Annotated in this window: 18 protein-coding genes; 12 read left to right on the top strand and 6 right to left on the bottom strand. The window is 64.5% G+C overall.

Going from position 1 to position 17,912, the window contains the following annotated elements:
• Positions 1-2 precede the first annotated feature (2 nt).
• From IVA81_RS35305 to cynS, 6 genes are all read left to right on the top strand, one after another.
• Complete coding sequence (locus IVA81_RS35305) at positions 3-1,136, top strand: acyl-CoA dehydrogenase family protein (protein WP_247326831.1); 1,134 nt, start codon at positions 3-5, stop codon at positions 1,134-1,136.
• Positions 1,137-1,188: 52 nt separating this feature from the next.
• On the top strand, positions 1,189-2,067 hold the full coding sequence (locus IVA81_RS35310; protein ID WP_247326833.1) for a sulfurtransferase: 879 nt from the start codon (positions 1,189-1,191) through the stop codon (positions 2,065-2,067).
• A 118-nt stretch (positions 2,068-2,185) separates the two neighbouring features.
• Positions 2,186-3,568 carry a CmpA/NrtA family ABC transporter substrate-binding protein gene (locus tag IVA81_RS35315; protein ID WP_247326834.1) on the top strand — a complete coding sequence of 461 codons (1,383 nt, stop codon included), beginning with the start codon at positions 2,186-2,188 and terminating at the stop codon, positions 3,566-3,568.
• 166 nt (positions 3,569-3,734) lie between these two features.
• Complete coding sequence (gene ntrB / locus IVA81_RS35320) at positions 3,735-4,574, top strand: nitrate ABC transporter permease (RefSeq protein ID WP_247326835.1); 840 nt, start codon at positions 3,735-3,737, stop codon at positions 4,572-4,574.
• A gap of 5 nt (positions 4,575-4,579) precedes the next feature.
• On the top strand, positions 4,580-5,503 hold the full coding sequence (locus IVA81_RS35325; protein ID WP_247326836.1) for an ABC transporter ATP-binding protein: 924 nt from the start codon (positions 4,580-4,582) through the stop codon (positions 5,501-5,503).
• A 16-nt stretch (positions 5,504-5,519) separates the two neighbouring features.
• Entirely contained in the window at positions 5,520-6,008 is a 489-nt protein-coding gene (cynS, locus tag IVA81_RS35330) for a cyanase (RefSeq protein WP_247326837.1), read from the top strand.
• On the opposite strand, the gene IVA81_RS35335 is transcribed toward cynS, so the two are convergent.
• Entirely contained in the window at positions 5,995-6,822 is an 828-nt protein-coding gene (locus IVA81_RS35335) for an isocitrate lyase/phosphoenolpyruvate mutase family protein (protein WP_247326838.1), read from the bottom strand. The genes cynS and IVA81_RS35335 overlap by 14 nt on opposite strands.
• A gap of 104 nt (positions 6,823-6,926) precedes the next feature.
• On the opposite strand from IVA81_RS35335, the gene IVA81_RS35340 reads away from it, so the two are divergent.
• Complete coding sequence (locus IVA81_RS35340; protein ID WP_247326841.1) at positions 6,927-7,901, top strand: LysR family transcriptional regulator; 975 nt, start codon at positions 6,927-6,929, stop codon at positions 7,899-7,901.
• Between the two features lie 5 nt (positions 7,902-7,906).
• Here the strand turns inward: IVA81_RS35340 and IVA81_RS35345 are convergent, their stop codons facing one another.
• Positions 7,907-8,230, bottom strand: a complete 324-nt coding sequence (locus IVA81_RS35345; RefSeq protein ID WP_247326842.1) for a DUF1476 domain-containing protein — start codon at positions 8,228-8,230, stop codon at positions 7,907-7,909.
• A gap of 320 nt (positions 8,231-8,550) precedes the next feature.
• Here IVA81_RS35345 and purC point away from each other — a divergent pair, with 320 nt between their 5' ends.
• On the top strand, positions 8,551-9,318 hold the full coding sequence (gene purC / locus IVA81_RS35350; RefSeq protein ID WP_173015815.1) for a phosphoribosylaminoimidazolesuccinocarboxamide synthase: 768 nt from the start codon (positions 8,551-8,553) through the stop codon (positions 9,316-9,318).
• 11 nt (positions 9,319-9,329) lie between these two features.
• The gene (gene purS / locus IVA81_RS35355) at positions 9,330-9,569 is read left to right on the top strand and encodes a phosphoribosylformylglycinamidine synthase subunit PurS (protein WP_028142840.1); all 240 of its coding nucleotides are present in this window, start codon (positions 9,330-9,332) and stop codon (positions 9,567-9,569) included.
• Between the two features lie 153 nt (positions 9,570-9,722).
• Here the strand turns inward: purS and IVA81_RS35360 are convergent, their stop codons facing one another.
• Positions 9,723-10,739, bottom strand: coding sequence for a magnesium and cobalt transport protein CorA (locus IVA81_RS35360; protein ID WP_247326843.1), 1,017 nt, complete (start codon positions 10,737-10,739; stop codon positions 9,723-9,725).
• 180 nt (positions 10,740-10,919) lie between these two features.
• Here IVA81_RS35360 and purQ point away from each other — a divergent pair, with 180 nt between their 5' ends.
• Together purQ and IVA81_RS35370 are read left to right on the top strand one after the other, a co-directional pair.
• The gene (gene purQ / locus IVA81_RS35365; RefSeq protein ID WP_247326845.1) at positions 10,920-11,621 is read left to right on the top strand and encodes a phosphoribosylformylglycinamidine synthase subunit PurQ; all 702 of its coding nucleotides are present in this window, start codon (positions 10,920-10,922) and stop codon (positions 11,619-11,621) included.
• Positions 11,618-12,589 (top strand): tripartite tricarboxylate transporter substrate binding protein BugD, encoded by a 972-nt coding sequence (locus IVA81_RS35370; RefSeq protein ID WP_247326847.1) that lies wholly within the window; start codon positions 11,618-11,620, stop codon positions 12,587-12,589. The genes purQ and IVA81_RS35370 overlap by 4 nt, the downstream gene beginning before the upstream one ends.
• A 3-nt stretch (positions 12,590-12,592) precedes the next feature.
• On the opposite strand, the gene IVA81_RS35375 is transcribed toward IVA81_RS35370, so the two are convergent.
• On the bottom strand, positions 12,593-13,552 hold the full coding sequence (locus IVA81_RS35375) for a DMT family transporter (RefSeq protein WP_247326849.1): 960 nt from the start codon (positions 13,550-13,552) through the stop codon (positions 12,593-12,595).
• 76 nt (positions 13,553-13,628) lie between these two features.
• Complete coding sequence (locus tag IVA81_RS35380) at positions 13,629-14,108, bottom strand: PaaI family thioesterase (protein ID WP_247326851.1); 480 nt, start codon at positions 14,106-14,108, stop codon at positions 13,629-13,631.
• Positions 14,109-14,293: 185 nt separating this feature from the next.
• Here IVA81_RS35380 and purL point away from each other — a divergent pair, with 185 nt between their 5' ends.
• Complete coding sequence (gene purL, locus IVA81_RS35385; protein ID WP_247326853.1) at positions 14,294-16,504, top strand: phosphoribosylformylglycinamidine synthase subunit PurL; 2,211 nt, start codon at positions 14,294-14,296, stop codon at positions 16,502-16,504.
• 52 nt (positions 16,505-16,556) lie between these two features.
• Here the strand turns inward: purL and IVA81_RS35390 are convergent, their stop codons facing one another.
• Positions 16,557-17,747, bottom strand: a complete 1,191-nt coding sequence (locus IVA81_RS35390; protein ID WP_247326854.1) for an acyltransferase — start codon at positions 17,745-17,747, stop codon at positions 16,557-16,559.
• Between the last annotated feature and the right edge of the window lie 165 nt (positions 17,748-17,912).

Here is a 17,912-nt window from a genome sequence, read left to right on the forward strand (position 1 = left end):
TCATGAGTTCACTGGCTTTATCGCGGGTCGAAGTTTTGGATCAGCCCGCACCGTCCATTGCAGGCGAGGTGGCGCGGATCGCGCGGGAGCAGCTCGCGCCGCTCGCGGTCGGCATCGACGACGGCTCGGTCTATCCGGCCGAGGTGCTGCGCAAGTTCGGCGAGATCGGCGCCTGGGGCAGTCACGTGCCGCACGAAGGTCCCGCCGATCTGCGCTGCGCGATCCAGGCGATGGCGGCGATCGGTGAAGTCTGCGGCGCCACGGCCTTCATGGCTTGGTGCCAGAACACGCTGGTCTGGTACGCGGCAAACTCGACGAACATCAAGCTGGCAAAACGCTTCGGCGATGCCTTCTCGACCGGCCGCGTGCTCGGCGGCACCGGGCTCTCCAATCCGATGAAGAGCTTTTTCGGCATCGAGAAATTGAAGCTGAAGGGACGCAAGGTCGAGGGCGGCTACATCGTGCGCGGCGCGCTGCCCTGGGTCTCCAATCTCGGTCCCGACCATTATTTCGGGACCATCTTCGAGCGCGAGGACGAGCCGGGCATCGCAAGCGGCGAGCCGGGCACCGTCATGTTTCTGGCGGATTGCGCCGATCCCGCCATCACGCTGACGCCGTGCAAGCCGTTCATGGCGATGGACGGCACCGGCACCTATGGCGTGCAGTTCCGCGACGCGTTTGTGCCGGACGAGCTGATCCTCGCCGATCCCGCCGGGCCCTTCGTCAAGAAGATCCGCGCCGGCTTCATTCTCCTGCAGGCCGGCATGGCGCTGGGCGTGATCAAAGACTGCATCAACATCATGGACGAGGTGGATAGCCCGCTCGGCCATATCAACCGCTATCTGCCGCAGCAGCCGGTGCACTTTCGCGATCTCGCCGCCGAGCTCGAGGCCGAGACCATGGCGCTGGCACGCGATCCCTACAACGAGGAGGAAACCTACTGGCGCAAGGTAATCGCGCTTAGGCTTCGCGCCGGCGAGGCCAGCGTCGCGGCAGCGCATGCGGCGATGCTGCATTGTGGCGCCCGTGGCTACCTGAAGAGCCACCGCGCGCAGCGGCGCCTGCGCGAGGCCTATTTCGTCGCGATCGTCACGCCGGCCACCAAGCAGCTGCGCAAGATGCTCGCTGATTTCTGAGCTTCACGAGTCCACCCCAGAAGACCACTTAACCTCAACGGAGAGGCTGCCAATGACGGACGTTCTGATCTCTGCCAGCGAACTTGCCGATCTCTTGAAGACGGCGCCGTGTGTCGTGATCGACACCCGCAATCCCGACGCCTATGGCGCCGGGCACCTGCCGGGCGCCGTGAACGTGCATGAAATCTTCACGTTCCTCGCAACCTCGACGCCGGAGGGCATCAGCGAGCTGAAGACCAAATTCGCCGACGCCTTCGGCGCCGCCGGCCTCTCCGGCAAGGAGACGGCCGTGATCTACGAGCAGTCGATGAATTCCGGCTTCGGCCAGTCCTGCCGCGGCTACTACCTGCTCACCATGCTCGGCTATCCCAAGGTGAAGGTGCTGCATGGCGGCTTCGACGCGTGGGCCGCCGCGGGTCTTCCGGTGACGAAGGACGTCCCGGCGCCGGCCAAGGCCTCGTTCGCAATCGTGCCGGAAGCGGGCGAGATTCTGATCGACGCCAAGACCATGCTCGCCGCGGTCGGCAAGCCCGGCGTCGCCATCCTCGACGTGCGCGACGTCGACGAGTGGATCGGCGACAGCTCGTCCCCGTACGGCAAAGACTTTTGCCCGCGCAAGGGCCGCATCCCCGGCGCGGTCTGGCTGGAATGGTACCGCATGATGAAGCCGACCGCCGAAGGCCCGCGCTTCAAGTCCAAGGACGAGATCCTGGCGGAATGCGCCACCGTCGGCATCACGCCCGCTACGCCGGTTTACCTCTACTGCTTCAAGGGCGCGCGGGCCTCGAACACCTTCCTGGCGCTCAAGAATGCCGGCGTGAAGGACGTGCGGATGTATTTCGGCTCCTGGAACGAATGGTCGCGCGATCCCTCGCTGCCGATCGAGCAGGGGCTGCCTGTGGCTGCCCAGGTAACAGGCAAGGCGGCATAGAACCTGCATGTTTCCAATGGCCCGGCTGCACAAGGCGCGGCCGGGCCATGACGGAATTCTGACCTGACGCGGCGGACAACGGCGTCCCTCGCGCAGTGTGACAAAGGGGCGCAGCAGCATGTCCACGTTCGACGATCCGTTTGATGCCGTCCGCAGTCTCCAGGCGGGCTGCGTGTGCGGCCAGCACCGTTCGGCGGCAGAGCACGAGCAGGCGCCGCTGGCTTTGCGCTGCGAGCCCGTCGAGAGCGAGGAGAAGCGCTACGAGGGTGTTGTCGCCTCCGCCGTGATGCGCGCGATGTTTCCGCAGGACCTGGCGCGGCGTGCGTTCCTGAAATCGGTCGGGGCCTCCACGGCGCTGGCCGCGCTGTCGCAGTTCTTCCCGCTCAAGACCGCGACGGAGCTGTTCGCGCAAACGGGTGCGCCCGAGAAGAAGGACCTCAAGGTCGGCTTCATTCCGATCACCTGCGCCACGCCCATCATCATGGCGGCGCCGATGGGCTTTTACGCCAAGCACGGTCTCAACGTCGAGGTGGTCAAGACCGCCGGCTGGGCCGTGATCCGCGACAAGACCATCAACAAGGAATACGACGCGGCGCACATGCTGGCGCCGATGCCGATCGCGATCTCGCTCGGGCTTGGTGCCAACGCCATTCCGTTTGCGGTGCCTGCGATCGAGAACATCAACGGGCAGGGCATCGTGCTGGCGGCCAAGCACAAGGAGAAGCGCGATCCCAAGGATTGGAAGGGCATGAAGTTCGCCATCCCCTTCGACTATTCCATGCACAATTACCTGCTGCGCTATTATCTCGCCGAGCATGGTCTCGACCCCGATACCGACGTGCAGCTGCGCTCGGTGCCGCCACCGGAGATGGTCGCGAATTTGCGTGCCGACAACATCGACGGCTTCCTCGCCCCTGATAACATCTGCCAGCGCGCGATCTATGACGGCGTCGGCTTCATGCATCTGCTCTCCAAGGAGATCTGGGATGGTCATCCCTGCTGCAGCTTTGCCGCCAGCCGCGAGTTCATCACGACCGCGCCGAACAGCTTTGCGGCGCTGACGCGGGCGATCGTCGATGCCACCGCCTATGCATCGAAGGCGGAGAACCGCAAGCAGATCGCGGAAGCCATCGCGCCCGCCAATTACATCAACGCGCCGGTCACGGTGTTGGAGCAGGTGCTGACCGGCACCTATGCGGACGGTCTCGGCGGCGTGAAGACCGATGCCAAGCGCGTCGATTTCGATCCGTTCCCGTGGCAGTCCTTCGCGGTGTGGATGCTGACCCAGATGAAGCGTTGGGGGCAGATCAAGGGCGATGTCGACTACAAGGCCGTCGCCGAGCAGGTGTATCTTGCCACCGACACCAAGAAGCTGATGACCGAGATGGGCCTGTCGCCGCCTGCGAGTGCCTACAAGTCGTTCGCGGTGATGGGCAAGACTTTCGATCCGGCCAAGCCGGAGGACTATGTCGCGAGCTTCAAGATCAGGAAGTCGTCGTGAGGCGACCTCTCTCAGCATCGTCGTCCCGGCGAACGCCGGGACCCATACCGCGGAATCCATCGATTGTGATCAGTAGAAGTACCGGACAACGAGTCTTCGCCAAACGTCTCCCTGGGGTTATGGGTCCCGGCGTTCGCCGGGACGACGGGTGGAGAGGTCTTGCGCGATGACATCGTCTCTCCGTCTCCGCGCCGGCCTTGTCTCCATTGTGCTGCTCGCCGCGTTCCTCGGTATCTGGCATCTCGCCACGCGCTCGACGGCGCCCGTGACTACGATGAGCCCGGAATATGCCAGGCTGATGGGGTTGACGGCAACGCAAGGCAAGTCCGCCATGCCGGGGCCGCTCGATGTCGGTGCCAAGCTGTGGGAGCATTTGAGGCGGCCGTTCTACGACAACGGTCCGAACGACAAGGGCCTCGGCATCCAGCTCGCTTATTCCATCGCGCGCGTCGGCACAGGCTATTTGCTGGCCGTGCTGGTCGCGATTCCGCTGGGGTTCCTGATCGGCATGTCGCCGCTGCTGAGCAAGGCGCTCGATCCCTTCATCCAGGTGCTGAAGCCGATCTCGCCGCTGGCCTGGATGCCGCTGGCGCTCTACACTATCAAGGATTCCTCGATCTCGGCGATCTTCGTCATCTTCATCTGCTCGATCTGGCCGATGCTGCTCAACACCGTGTTCGGCGTCGCCAGCGTGCGCAAGGAATGGATCAACGTCGCGCGCACGCTGGAGGTCGGCACGCTCAGGCGCGCCTTCACCGTGATCCTCCCCGCTGCGGCGCCGACGATCCTGACCGGCATGCGCATCTCGATCGGCATCGCCTGGCTCGTGATCGTCGCCGCGGAAATGCTCGTCGGCGGCACCGGGATTGGCTATTTCGTCTGGAACGAGTGGAATAATTTGTCGATCACCAACGTCATCATCGCGATCCTCCTGATCGGGATCGTCGGCATGCTGCTCGACCAGATCCTGGCGCGCTTCACGCGCATGGTCACCTTTCCGGAGTAGGGGCGATGACCGACAAATTCATCTCCATCGAAGGCATCGGCAAGCGCTATTCCGGCGCGGGCGGCGCCGCGACCACCGTGTTCGAGAATCTCTGGCTGTCGATGGCGCGCGGCGAGTTTGCCTGCGTGATCGGCCATTCCGGCTGCGGCAAGACCACGGTGCTCAACATCCTCGCCGGCCTCGACGCGCCGAGCGAGGGCGCGGTCATCGTCGACGGACAGGCGATCTCCGGCACCAGCCTCGACCGTGCCGTGATCTTCCAGAGCCATGCGCTGCTACCCTGGCGCACCGTGCTCGGCAATGTCGCCTATGCCGTGAGCTCGAAATGGCGAAGCTGGGATCGCGCCAAGGTGAGGGCGCATGCGCAAGAATTCATCGATCTCGTTGGTCTCACCGGCTCCGAGCACAAGCGGCCGTCAGAACTGTCGGGCGGCATGAAGCAGCGCGTCGGCATCGCGCGGGCGCTGTCGATCACGCCGAAGATGATGCTGATGGACGAGCCGTTCTCGGCGCTGGACGCGCTGACGCGCGGCACGCTGCAGGACGAGGTCCGGCGCATTTGCCTGGAGACCGGGCAGACCGCGTTCATGATCACCCATGACGTCGACGAGGCGATCTATCTCGCCGACAAGATCTTTCTGATGACCAACGGGCCCGGCGCGGTGCTCGCTGAGGTGGTCGAGAACCCGCTGCCGCGGGATCGCGGCCGGATCGATCTGCACCGCCATCCGCTCTACTACGCGCTGCGTAACCACATCGTCGATTTCCTGGTGACGCGCAGCAAGACGTTTACCACCGAGACACCCGGTCACGATCCGCGTAATGTGCCGGTGGTGCAGATCGGCAAGCCGGGACTGACGGTCGCGGCTGCCAGCGATGAGCCACGGCAAACGTGGATGCCCGGGAGCAGCCCCGGATTAAGTGCCTAACCAAGGAGACCTCCAAATGAAACGCGAAGACCTCACCGAAAAGCTGCTCGACATCAAGCGCGAGAAGGGATGGAGCTGGAAGCACATCTGCGACAAGATCGGCGGCTATTCCGAGGTGCTCATCGTCGGCGCGATCCTCGGCCAGATGAAGCTGACGAAGCCGCAGGCCGCCAATGCCGGCGAGCTGTTCGGCCTGTCGAAGGCGGAAGTTGCGATGCTCAACGAGGTGCCGATGCGCGGCACCGGCACGCCGATGCCGCCGACAGATCCTCTGATCTACCGCTTTTACGAGATGGTGATGGTGAACGGTCCGGCCTGGAAGGCGCTGATCGAGGAGGAGTTCGGCGACGGCATCATGTCGGCGATCGACTTCGACATGGCAATGGAGCGCGTCGCCAACCCGAAGGGCGACCGCGTCAAGATCACGATGAGCGGCAAATTCCTGCCGTACAAATATTACGGCGCCAGCGGCAACGTGCCGGAATACGGCTTCAGGGAGGACTGACCGACGCGAAGGCCTCGCGCAGCTCGCCGACCGGAGCCATCTCGCGAACGTAGGTGAAGGATCCCTTGTCCTTCATCTCGCGCGCGCAGTTCAGGAACGCGGCGAGCGCGTAGCGCGACATGGCGCCGCCGACGCTGATGCGCTTGACGCCGGCGGTGGACAATTGCCCGACTGTCAGCGTCGGGTCGGCGAAGCCCATCACGTGGTTGAACGGCTTGCCGAGCGAGGAGACGACGGTCCGGATCGTGGCGAGGTCGTACAGGCCGGGCGCATACAGGACGTCGGCGCCCGCAGCCTCGAAGGCCTGCAGTCGGCGAATCGTGTCGTCGATGTCCTTGCGGCCGTGCAGGAAGTTCTCGGCCCGCGCAGTCAGCGTGAACGGAATTGGCAGCGCGCGCGCCACTTCGACGGCGGCCTGGACGCGCTCGACGGCGTGGGAAAAGTCATAGATGGGACGATCGCGGTCGCCGCTGTAATCCTCGATCGAGCCGCCGACGGCGCCAGCCTCGGCGGCACGCCGTATGGCTTCGGCCGCACGTTGCGGCTCATCGGCGCCGCAATTTTCGAGATCGACGCTGACCGGAAGGTCGGTGGCATCGACGATCGCGCGCGCATTGGCGAGGATGACATCGAGACTGACGCCGCCGCTGCCGAGCATGTTGGCGACCCCGAGGCTCGTGGTTGCCAGGGCCTCGAAGCCCATCGCCGCGAGCAGCTTGGCCGTGCCGGCATCCCATGGATTGGGAATGATGAAGGCGCCAGGCCGCTCGTGCAGCGCGCGAAACGCTGTCGCCTTGTCCAGTTGGCTCGTCATGGCTCGTCTCCGCGTTGTCCGTCGATGCAGCCTTAGGAGCATTTTCGCCATCCGCCAAATTTGTTATTCTTGCAGCGAACATCAGTTTTTTGCATGAGGTCGCGATGGACAGTGACGCCCTCGACACCTTCCTGGCGGTTCATCGCAGGGGCGGGATCTCCAATGCCGCGAAATTCCTGCACCGTTCGCAGCCGGCGATTTCGCGCCGTATCGCGCTGCTGGAGCAGGAGCTCGGCGTGCCCCTGTTCGAGCGGGTGGCGGGCCGCACCCGGCTCAGCGATGCCGGGCGCGTGCTGATCCCCTATGCCGAGCGGGCGGTCGCTGCGGCGCAGGACGCCGAACAGGCGATACGTGCGTTGACCAAGCAGAATGCGGGGCCGGTGTCGCTGGCCGTGACCGGCACGCTCGCCGATGGCCGCCTGTCGACCATCATGAAGCGGTTTGCCAGGGAAAATCCCGCCGTCACGCTGACCTTGCGGACGGCGACCAGCGCGGAGGTCAGCGATCTCATCCGGCGCGGCGAGGCCACAATCGGCCTGCGCTACAACGTCGACCGCGCCGGCGATCTCGCCTGCGAGCCGGTGCTGACCGAGGCGTTGCAGGTCGTTTGTGCGCCCGAACATCCGCTGGCCGGCAAGCGCGTGAAGCGGCTTGCCGAGCTTCGCAGTGAACGCTGGATCGCATTTCCGGAAACGCGCGGACGCCGCGAGATCGCCGCGGCCCATGTGTTCGCGCTGTTTCTCACGCTAGGGCTCGGAGAGATCGAATGGACGGCAGTCGACAGCCTCACCGCGCAGAAGCGCCTGGTGGAGGCAGGCTTCGGTCTCGCGCTGCTGGCGAGGAGTCACTTGGCTGAGGAGCTGCGCGCGGCCTCGATCGCGACGATCGCCGTCGGCGATCTTGCCGCGGATCAGGACACCGTCCTCGTGACGCGTCGCGACGGCTTTCTGAGCGCTGCCGCCGAGCGCCTGCTCGACACCATCCGCCGTAACTTTGCCGGGCGGGATGGTTCGGCCCCAGAGGACGTCAGAAAGAGAACGCCGGCGCGCAAGGTTGTTGCGCGCCGGCGGCTCGCCTGAATGGATTATTTCCCCGCCTTCACCTCGGCGGCTGCCACCGCGAGCAGTTCGCTCATCTTGGCGCGAATCGCCTGTTCGGTGACAGCGACGTTCTTGGCGGTAAAATCGGCGGTGAGCTTGCGCAGGACGTCGGCATCGCCGGCCTCCTCGAAATCGGCCGCGACCACTTCCTTGGCATAGGCGGTGGCGGCATCGCCTGACATGCCGAGCTTTTCGGCCGCCCACAGCCCGAGCAGCCGGTTGCGGCGGGCCTCCGCCTTGAATTTCTGCTCCTCGTCGAGGGCGTATTTCTTCTCGAAACCTTCCTGGCGCTTGTCGAACTCGCTCATGCCTTGTTCCAAATCCCTCTGAATGGAGCGGGGGCCTTCCGTTGCGACCGCCCGGCTGCGTGCCTACATAGATAGCACATATCGGCAAAACAACGGGCCGTTAAGCCGCAGGCGAGACGGTATAAGTTGGCGCCGGGACGGCCGGATCGATTGTGCTCGGTCAGCCAATCGGATAGGTTGCCTAAGGCTTGGTTCCCGCTCTGTTTCCAAGGGTTCGAGACGGGTTCCTGGCCGTTCACGGCAGCTCCGCTGTGGGTCGTAAATCCTAGTAACCGGAGCACACCAAATTCATGGATTTCAACAAAACACGGTACATCCCAATGAGCCGTCGGCGTCGCATTTATGAAGGCAAGGCAAAGGTTCTCTATGAAGGCCCGGAGCCCGGTACCCTGATCCAGCACTTCAAGGATGACGCCACCGCGTTCAATGCGAAAAAGCATCAGGTGATCGAGGGCAAGGGTGTCCTCAACAACCGGATCTCGGAGTACCTGTTTCAGCACCTCAACGACATCGGGGTGCCGACCCATTTCATCCGTCGCCTCAACATGCGCGAGCAGTTGATTCGCGAAGTCGAGATCGTGCCGCTCGAAGTGGTGGTGCGGAACGTCGCCGCCGGCTCGCTGTCGCAGCGCCTCGGCATCGAGGAGGGCACGCAGCTGCCCCGTTCGATCATCGAATTTTACTACAAGAACGACCAGCTCAACGACCCCATGGTGTCGGAAGAGCACATCACCGCCTTTGGCTGGGCGACGCCGCAGGAGATCGACGACATCATGGCACTCGCCATCCGTGTCAACGACTTCCTCACCGGCCTCTTCCTCGGCATCGGCATCCGCCTCGTCGACTTCAAGATGGAGTGCGGGCGCCTGTTCGAGAACGAGATGATGCGCATCATCGTCGCCGACGAGATCTCACCGGATAGCTGCCGTCTGTGGGACATCAAGTCGAACGAGAAGCTCGACAAGGATCGCTTCCGCAGGGATCTCGGCGGTCTGCTCGAGGCCTATACCGAAGTTGCAAAACGCCTCGGCATCCTCATGGAGAACGAGCGTCCGCAGGGCTCCGGCCCGGTGCTGGTGAAGAGCTGAGGGGATTTGACGTGAAGGCACGTGTTACCGTTACCTTGAAGACGGGCATCCTCGATCCACAAGGCAAGGCCATCGAAGGCGCGCTGAAGTCGCTCGGCGTCGACGGCGTCGCCAGCGTCCGCCAGGGCAAGGTGTTCGACATCGAGCTCGCCGGCGCCGACAAGACCAAGGCGGAAGCCGCGCTGAAGGAGGCGGCCGACAAGCTGCTGGCGAATACCGTGATCGAGAATTATCGGGTCGAGATCGTCTAGGTCTGCCTGCCCTCGTAGCCCGCGGACGGAGCGAAGCGAAATCCGGGGCCTGTCCGCGGCGGCGCTGTCCCGGATTGCGCGGAGCCTGTCATCGGGCGGCGCTTCGCGCCGGCCCGTTGGCTCCATCCGGGCTACAAAGCTGGAGTAACTCCCTCACAGCCACCCGGCGCGGCGAAAACGCCAGTACAGCGCGGTGCACGCCGTCAGCATCACGCCGAGCAGCATGTAATAGCCGTAGTCCCACTCCAGCTCCGGCATGTGCTTGAAGTTCATGCCGTAGATGCCGGCGAGCGCGGTCGGGATCGCGATGATCGCAAGCCAGGAGGCGAGCTTCTTCGACACCGCCGTCTCCTGTGCCTGGCCGACCAATAGGCTCGCCTCGAAGGCGAAGGCCAGCACCTCGCGCATGGAATCGATGCGCTCCTGGATGTTGCGGACGTGGTCGGTGACGTCCCGGAACAGCGGCTGCATGGCCTGTCGCACCATCGACAGCTCGTCATGCTCCAGCCGGCGGCAGACTTCCACCAGCGGCCCGATCGCGTTGCGCAGCCGCAACAGGTCGCGGCGCAGCATGTAAAGTCGTTCGATCTGCGCCTTGGTGATCGCGTGCGCGAGCACGTCATCCTCGATCGCCTCGATCTCCACGTGAATGCTCTCGAGCACGGGCGAGTAGTTGTCGACGATGAAATCGAGGATGGCGTAGAGGATGTAATCCTCGCCGCGTGCGAGCGCCCGCGGACAGCTTTCGCAGCGTTCACGGACTGGCTTGTAAGACGTCGAAGCGCCGTGGCGCACCGAAACCAGATAGCCTTCGCCGACGAAGATGTGGGTCTCGCCAAAGGCGATGCGGCCCTCGATCAATTGCGCGGTGCGGGCCACGATGAAAAGGGCCTCGCCATATTGCTCGATCTTCGGCCGCTGATGGGCGTGGTTGGCGTCCTCGATCGCGAGCTCGTGCAGGTCGAACTGCTTCTGCACCGCGCCGAGCAGCGCCATGTCGGGCTCGTGCAGGCCGATCCAGACGACGTGGCCAGGTTTGGACCGCCAGCTCGAGGCCTCGCTGATGGCGATATTGGCGATGCGCCGGCCATCGACATAGGCGCCGGCCGCGACGACGCCCTCGGTTGATACCGGCTCGGAGGGGGAGGTGGGCAGCGACGGGACATTCATGGCTTCAATCCCAGGCAAATCGACCGACCGAACGGGTGCGGCCGCAGCTTATGTGCATGGCCTGTGCACAAGGCCCTCTGCCGAGGCTAGCACTGGTAAAATCCCCGTCAAATGGTTATGTCTCTTCACGAATTGGCCCGTTGGCCAGCCCCGATTCCAGCCACTGTCGGAACCTCTGCCATGAAAGCCGCCATCCTCGTCTTTCCCGGAATCAACCGCGAGCGCGACATGGCGCGTGCGCTGAGGATGATCTCCGGCAGCGAGCCGGCAATGGTCTGGCATGCCGAGACGTCACTGCCTGTGGGCACGGATCTCGTGGTGGTGCCGGGCGGTTTCTCCTACGGCGACTATCTGCGCTGCGGTGCCATCGCGGCGCGCGCGCCGGTGATGGACGCGGTGCGCGACTATGCGGCCAAGGGCGGCCTCGTGCTTGGCGTCTGCAACGGTTTTCAGATCCTCTGCGAGTCCGGCCTCCTGCCGGGCGTCTTGATGCGCAACGCGCGGCTGAAATTCATCTGCCACGACGTGCATCTGCGCGTCGAGCGTTCCGACACGCCGTTCACCCGCGGCTACAATGCCGGACAGGTGATCCGCGTGCCGGTTGCCCATGGCGAGGGAAATTACGAGGCGGATGAAGAGACCATCAAGCGGCTCGAAGGCGAGGGACGGGTGCTCTATCGCTACTGCTCCGCCGACGGCGTGGTCGACGAGGCGCACAATATCAACGGCGCGGCGCATTCGATCGCCGGCATCGTCAACGACAAGGGCAACGTGCTCGGCATGATGCCGCATCCGGAAAACCACGTCGAAGACATCATGGGCTGCACCGACGGCCGCGGCCTGTTCGCCGGCCTCGTCCAGCATCTGGAAAAGGCCGCGTGATCCGGTTCGTGGTGAAGCGGGCGCTCGCCGCGATCGCGGCGCTGACGCTTGCGAACGCGGCGTTCGCGCAGGATTTCCCCAAGCGTCCGATCACCATGATCGTGCCGTTCGCGGCCGGCGGCACCTCGGACGTGATCGCGCGCACGGTCGCCGAGCAGATGGGCATCGCGCTCGGCCAGACCATCGTGATCGAGAACGTTGCGGGTGCCGGCGGCTCGACCGCGCTGGCGCGCGCCTCCCGCGCCGAGTCTGACGGCTACACCATCGCGATCGGCAATGCCGGCACCAACGCCGCGACCTACACGATCTATCCGAAACTTCCGTTCACGCCGGACTCCTTCGTGCCGATCGCCATGGTGGCAAAGACATTCGGCATCGTCGCGCTGCGCAAGGATTTTCCGGCCAAGGACCTGAAAGAGTTCATCGCCTACGCCAAGGCAAATCCCGGCAAGATCAATCTCGGCCATGCCGGAGTCGGCTCCTCGAACTATCTGATCTGCAAGAGCTTCGTGACCGCCGCCGGCATCGACGCGACGCTGGTCGGCTATCGCGGTGCCGCGCCCGCGCTGACCGATGCGGTCGGCAGCCAGATCGACGGCGTCTGCGACGCGGCCGCCTCGGTCTCGCAGTCGATCAACGAGAAGCTGGTGAAGGGGCTCGTGGTCGGCTCGACCGTGCGCCTCGCCACGCTGCCCGACCTGCCGACGTCGGCGGAAGCCGGCCTGCCGGAATTCGAGGCGCAGGGCTGGAATGGCCTGTTCGCGCCCAAGGGCACGCCGCCGGCGGTCATCGCCAAGCTCAACGCCGCCGCGCGTACCGCCGTTGAGACCGACGCGGTGAAGAAGCGCTTTGCCGACCTTTCGACCGTCGCTCCCGATGCCAACGAGCATGCGCCGGAGCTGCTGCAGCAGCTCGTGACGCGCGACGTCGAGAAGTACCGGAAGATGCTGGCGGACGACGCCAAGTAGTAGCTAGCGCAGCTTCAGCCGTTCAACCGGCACCGTCATCGCGGCGACGCCGGCCATGACCAGCAGCAGGCCCAGCGCGAGGTTTGACGGCACGCTCTCGCCGAGCAGCAGCACGGAGAGGCCGACGCCGATCGGGATGCGCAGATACCCTTGCGCATTCGTGGTCAGCGTGCCGAGCCGGCCGAGGCAGACGTAGAACAGCATCAAACCCAGCGCGCTTGAGACGATGCCCATGACGATGGTGGCGACGATCGCCGTCGGCGTTGGGTGTAGTGTCCAGGGCTGGTCAATGATCAGCGATGGCGGCAGCAGGATGATGCCGCCGAACAGCAGCGAGCCGGCCGCCACCACCATCGGGTCGTATTCCGACAGGCGAAGACCGAAGATCGTCGCGCAGGCAAAGGAGATCGTGGCGAGCAGGGTCGCGATCTCCGCGACGATCTCGCTACCGAAGCCGCGCAGCGCGTCGAGCCCAACGATGGCGACAGTGCCGGCGAGCCCCAAAATCGCGCCGGCGAGCTTGAGCAGTGTTGCCGGCTCGTGCCGGGTGATCAGCGAGGTGATCAGGAAAGCGAAGATCGGCGTCGTCGAGGCCAGCACCACCGTGTTCGACGCCGGCACATATTGCTGCGACCAGGTGATGATCAGGAATGGTAAGGTCGAGTTGATCAATTGCTGGGTTGCGAACAGCTTCCAGGCCTTGGCGTCGGTCGGGATCCTGATGCCGCGGATCCACAGGATCGCGAACAGGAAGGCGGCCGCAATCAGCGAGCGCGCCGAGATGAAGGTGATGGGCGGGATCGTGGGAAGCGCGAGCTTGGCCAGCGGATAGGTCGAGCTCCAGCAGCAGGCGAGCGCGAGCAGCAGGGCATAGTCGCGCCAGTTGCGTGCGCCGGTTGTGGCAATGGGCGACAGTGGTGCGGCGGCCGTCGCGCGATCCGTCGGCGATGTGCTCTGCGGCACCTTGTTCTTGCTCCCCGGCGCAATAGCGCTTGCCGGGAAGTCTGGGCGAGGGCGCGCGAAAAGGGAAGGCGTCGAGCTATGCGTTTGGCTGGGGCTGCGGCTTCCGCTTCATCCGCTTGATCGTGCCGGAAAAGGTGAGCAGCAGCCGCTCGCCGGACATCATCTGGCCGCGCAGGAAGATCAGCGAGCCGCCGGCCCGGCTCACGTCTCCGGTGCATTCGATCAGCTCGCCCTCCCGTGCCGCGTCGAGGAATTCGCAGGAAAAATTGGTGGTCACGGCCCGGCTGTCCAGGACATGGGTGGCGATCGCAAACAGGGAATAGTCGGCAAAGGCCATGTAGCAGCCGCCATGGACGTTTCCGGAGCCGTTGAGGTGCTTCTTCTCGACCCGGAAGGCGCTGCGGACGCTGCCGTCCGCCTCGATCCGGTGCCAGAAGGGGCCGACATGGGACTCAAAACTGTCGCGAATCCAGGTCCGCCAGCCCTCAAATTCGCCCTCAGTGGCGACGTGGAGGTCAGGGCGGCGGGGCGGGGGTGCTTTGGTCAATTCGTGCAAGGAAATAGGCCTTCAATTGCGGGTCTTCAGCCCTTAAATCCGATCCGTCCGCGCCGTGCAATTCCTGTTCCCGCAGGCGGCCTGCCGCAAAATGTGGGACAGCGGGAAAATGCGCCATAAAGGGCTTTTCGCGAGCCCCGGATGTTCCTAAGAACGGCCAAACCGCCGCCGAAAGCCTGGAATCCATGAAGAACGAACCCAAGATCACCCCCGAACTGGTTGCCGCCCACGGGCTCAAGCCCGACGAGTACGAGCGCATCCTGAAGCTGATCGGGCGGGAGCCGAGCTTCACCGAGCTCGGCATCTTCTCGGCGATGTGGAACGAGCACTGCTCGTACAAATCCTCGCGCATCCATCTCAAGGGGCTGCCGACCAAGGCGCCCTGGGTGATCCAGGGCCCCGGCGAGAATGCCGGCGTGATCGACATCGGCGACGGCCAGGCCGTGGTCTTCAAGATGGAGAGCCACAATCACCCGAGCTATATCGAGCCCTACCAGGGCGCGACCACCGGCGTCGGTGGCATTTTGCGCGATGTCTTCACCATGGGCGCGCGCCCGATCGCCTGCCTGAATGCGCTGAGCTTCGGTGCGCCCGAGCATGCCAAGACACGGCACCTCGTCTCCGGCGTGGTCGCCGGCGTCGGCGGCTACGGCAATTCCTTCGGCGTGCCGACGGTAGGCGGCCAAGTGCGCTTCCACACCCGCTACGACGGCAACATCCTCGTCAACGCGATGGCGGTGGGCCTCGCCGATGCCGACAAGATCTTCTATGCGGCCGCCTCCGGCGTGAACATGCCGATCGTGTATCTCGGTTCCAAAACGGGGCGCGACGGTATCCACGGCGCTTCGATGGCCTCGGCCGAGTTCGACGACAAGTCCGAGGAGAAGCGTCCGACCGTGCAGGTCGGCGATCCCTTCGCCGAAAAACTGCTGCTCGAGGCCTGCCTCGAGATCATGGAGAAGGGCTGCGTCATCGCGATCCAGGACATGGGCGCGGCCGGCCTGACCTGCTCGGCGGTGGAGATGGGCGCCAAGGGCGACCTCGGCGTCGACCTCGATCTCGACGCGGTGCCGACCCGCGAGACCGGCATGAGCGCCTACGAGATGATGCTCTCGGAAAGCCAGGAGCGCATGCTCATGGTGCTCAAGCCCGAGAAGGAAAAGGAAGCCGAGGCGATCTTCAAGAAGTGGGGCCTCGACTTCGCCGTCGTCGGCTACACCACGCCGAGCAAGCGTTTCGTGGTCAAGCATGGCGGCGACGTCATGGCCGATCTGCCCATCAAGGAGCTCGGCGACGAGGCGCCGCTCTATGACCGCCCGCACGTTCCCTCGGCCGCGTTGCCGGTCGTGCACGCCCGCGACGTGCCGGCGCCGATGAGCCTCGGCGCCGCGCTGGAGAAGCTGATCGGCACGCCCGACATGTGCTCTAAGCGCTGGGTCTGGGAGCAGTACGACCACGTCATTCTCGGCAACACGATGCAGCGCCCCGGCGGCGATGCCGCCGTCGTGCGCGTTGAGGACGGGCCGAAGGGACTTGCGCTGACCGTCGATGTCACGCCGCGCTATTGCGAGGCCGATCCGTTCGAGGGCGGCAAGCAGGCGGTGGCGGAGGCCTGGCGCAACATCACCGCGGTCGGCGGCAAGCCGCTCGCGATCACCGACAATCTCAATTTCGGCAACCCTGAGCGGCCCGAGATCATGGGCCAGTTCGTCGGCTGCCTGAAGGGTATCTCGGAGGCCTGCCGCACGCTGGACTTCCCGGTCGTGTCCGGCAATGTCTCGCTCTACAACGAGACCAACGGCCGCGCGATCCTGCCGACGCCCTCGATCGGCGGTGTCGGCCTGCTCGACGACTTCACCAAATCCGCCTCGCTCGCCTTCAAGGCGGAGGGCGAGGCGATCCTCTTGATCGGCGAGACCCATGGCTGGATCGGCCAGTCCGTTTACCTGCGCGATATCTGCGGTCGCGAGGAGGGCGCGCCACCGCCGGTCGATCTCGCCGCCGAGAAGCGCAATGGCGATTGCGTGCGCGGCATGATCCATGGCGGTACCGCGACCGCCGTGCATGATCTCTCCGATGGCGGCCTCCTGATCGCGCTCGCCGAAATGGCGATGGCGAGCGGCATCGGCGCAAAACTGCTGGCGGCGCCGACCGCGCTGGTGCCGCAGGCCTATTGGTTTGGCGAGGATCAGGCGCGCTATCTCGTCACCGTGCCGGAAACGGAAGCCGGCCGCGTGCTCGCCAAGATGCGCGGCTGCGAGGTGCCCTGCGTGCGGATTGGCACCACCGGCGGCGATGCGATCGCGATCGCGGGCGAGGCGCCGGTTGCGATCGACGTGCTGCGGAAATCGTTCGAGCGCTGGCTGCCGGAATATATGGGCGGGAAGGCGGCGTAAGGCGCTGCCGCTCGCAATTGTGCATGTTCGGCAATGACGGAGACCGCCGGGGTCACAGCACCTTGGTCGCCCCGGGGATCTGGCGCAAGGCGCGCGTTAGCGCCCAACTGAACGCGACCGTCAGCACGAAGCCGATCGTCGCCTTGACGATCGCTGGCAGGTCATAGTCGAACAGCCAGTATTGCAGCCAAAGCGCGATCGGGTAGTGCACCAAAAAGATACCGTAGGCGTCCGCCTGCATCGGATCGAGTAGCTTGGCCGAGCCTGATTGTCTGAACCTCTGGAAAAAGGCCAGGATCAGAAGCATGATGGCCACGCTGAAGACAGCGAAGCAGATGGCATAAAGCCCCTCATACCAGTTCGGCAGGGGCGACGGATTTCCCAGTATTTCGCGCTTGATGAAGATCAGCACCCAGAGCAGGCAATATGGAACGATCGCCAAGACCATCCAGTCCCAGCTGACCCTCGCCATCCGGCCGTCTGCCGCGAGCAGGCCGCGATCCATATTCGCGACGCCAATGCCGGCACCGAAAAAGAAGTAGCTCGCATAGAGCATCACACGCCCGTGCTGCACCGAGAACGGCCCGAATTCGAACCAGTTGCTTGGTCCATAATACATCAGCCCGGGAACATAGAACGCTGCGGTGACGGCGAGCATGACCGCGAAGAACAACTCGGGCCGACGGCGACCCTGCAGCGAGAGGCGGTTGATCGGATCGAGCAGGTTGGGTGACAGCCGATGTAGTATGCAGGCCACCACGTCGAAGCCGAGCAGGACCCAAAGAAACCAGATCGGCCCGCTCGGCCACGGGCCCTTCGTGACCATATTCCACCAATATTCCGAAAAGCCGATCTCGGGATGGTGCCGGAGCGAGATGGCGTAATAGGCGAGCGGAATGATCGTGAATGCGCAGATCACGAACGGCAGGCCAAGCCGAAGCAGGCGATCTGCCAGATAGCTCAGCGCGCCCTTGCGGGCGATGCCCGACCACGCAAACAAGCCCGACAGGAAGAAGAACATCGCCATGAAGAAGCTGTCGGTGGCCAGCACGATCATGTCGAAGCCGAAGAAGAATTTCGGGTCGGTATGGCCGAAGTAGGTATAGGGGATGACGGCATGATGCAGCAGCACCACCAGCGTCAGGAAGGTGCGGGCGCGATCGAGCGACAGATTGCGCGCCTTGCTCTTCGGCGCGACGTGCGCTTCCGCGCCGATCGTCGCTGAATGTGACATCGTGGTCATGGCTGCCCCGCGCTCCTGATCCCCGGCGGACTGTGCCGTCGGGAACCGGATTCAGCAAGCCTCGTTTGAGCAGGTCTTCGGGCCCGACAGGATTAGGAACCAGTTCCGAGCAGCAAGGTTAGCGTTCGCCAAAAGGGCGTGAGGCCGCGGGCAAGCGGCGGCACC

The organism is Bradyrhizobium sp. 141 (assembly GCF_023074055.1).
Taxonomy (GTDB): Bacteria; Pseudomonadota; Alphaproteobacteria; order Rhizobiales; family Xanthobacteraceae; genus Bradyrhizobium.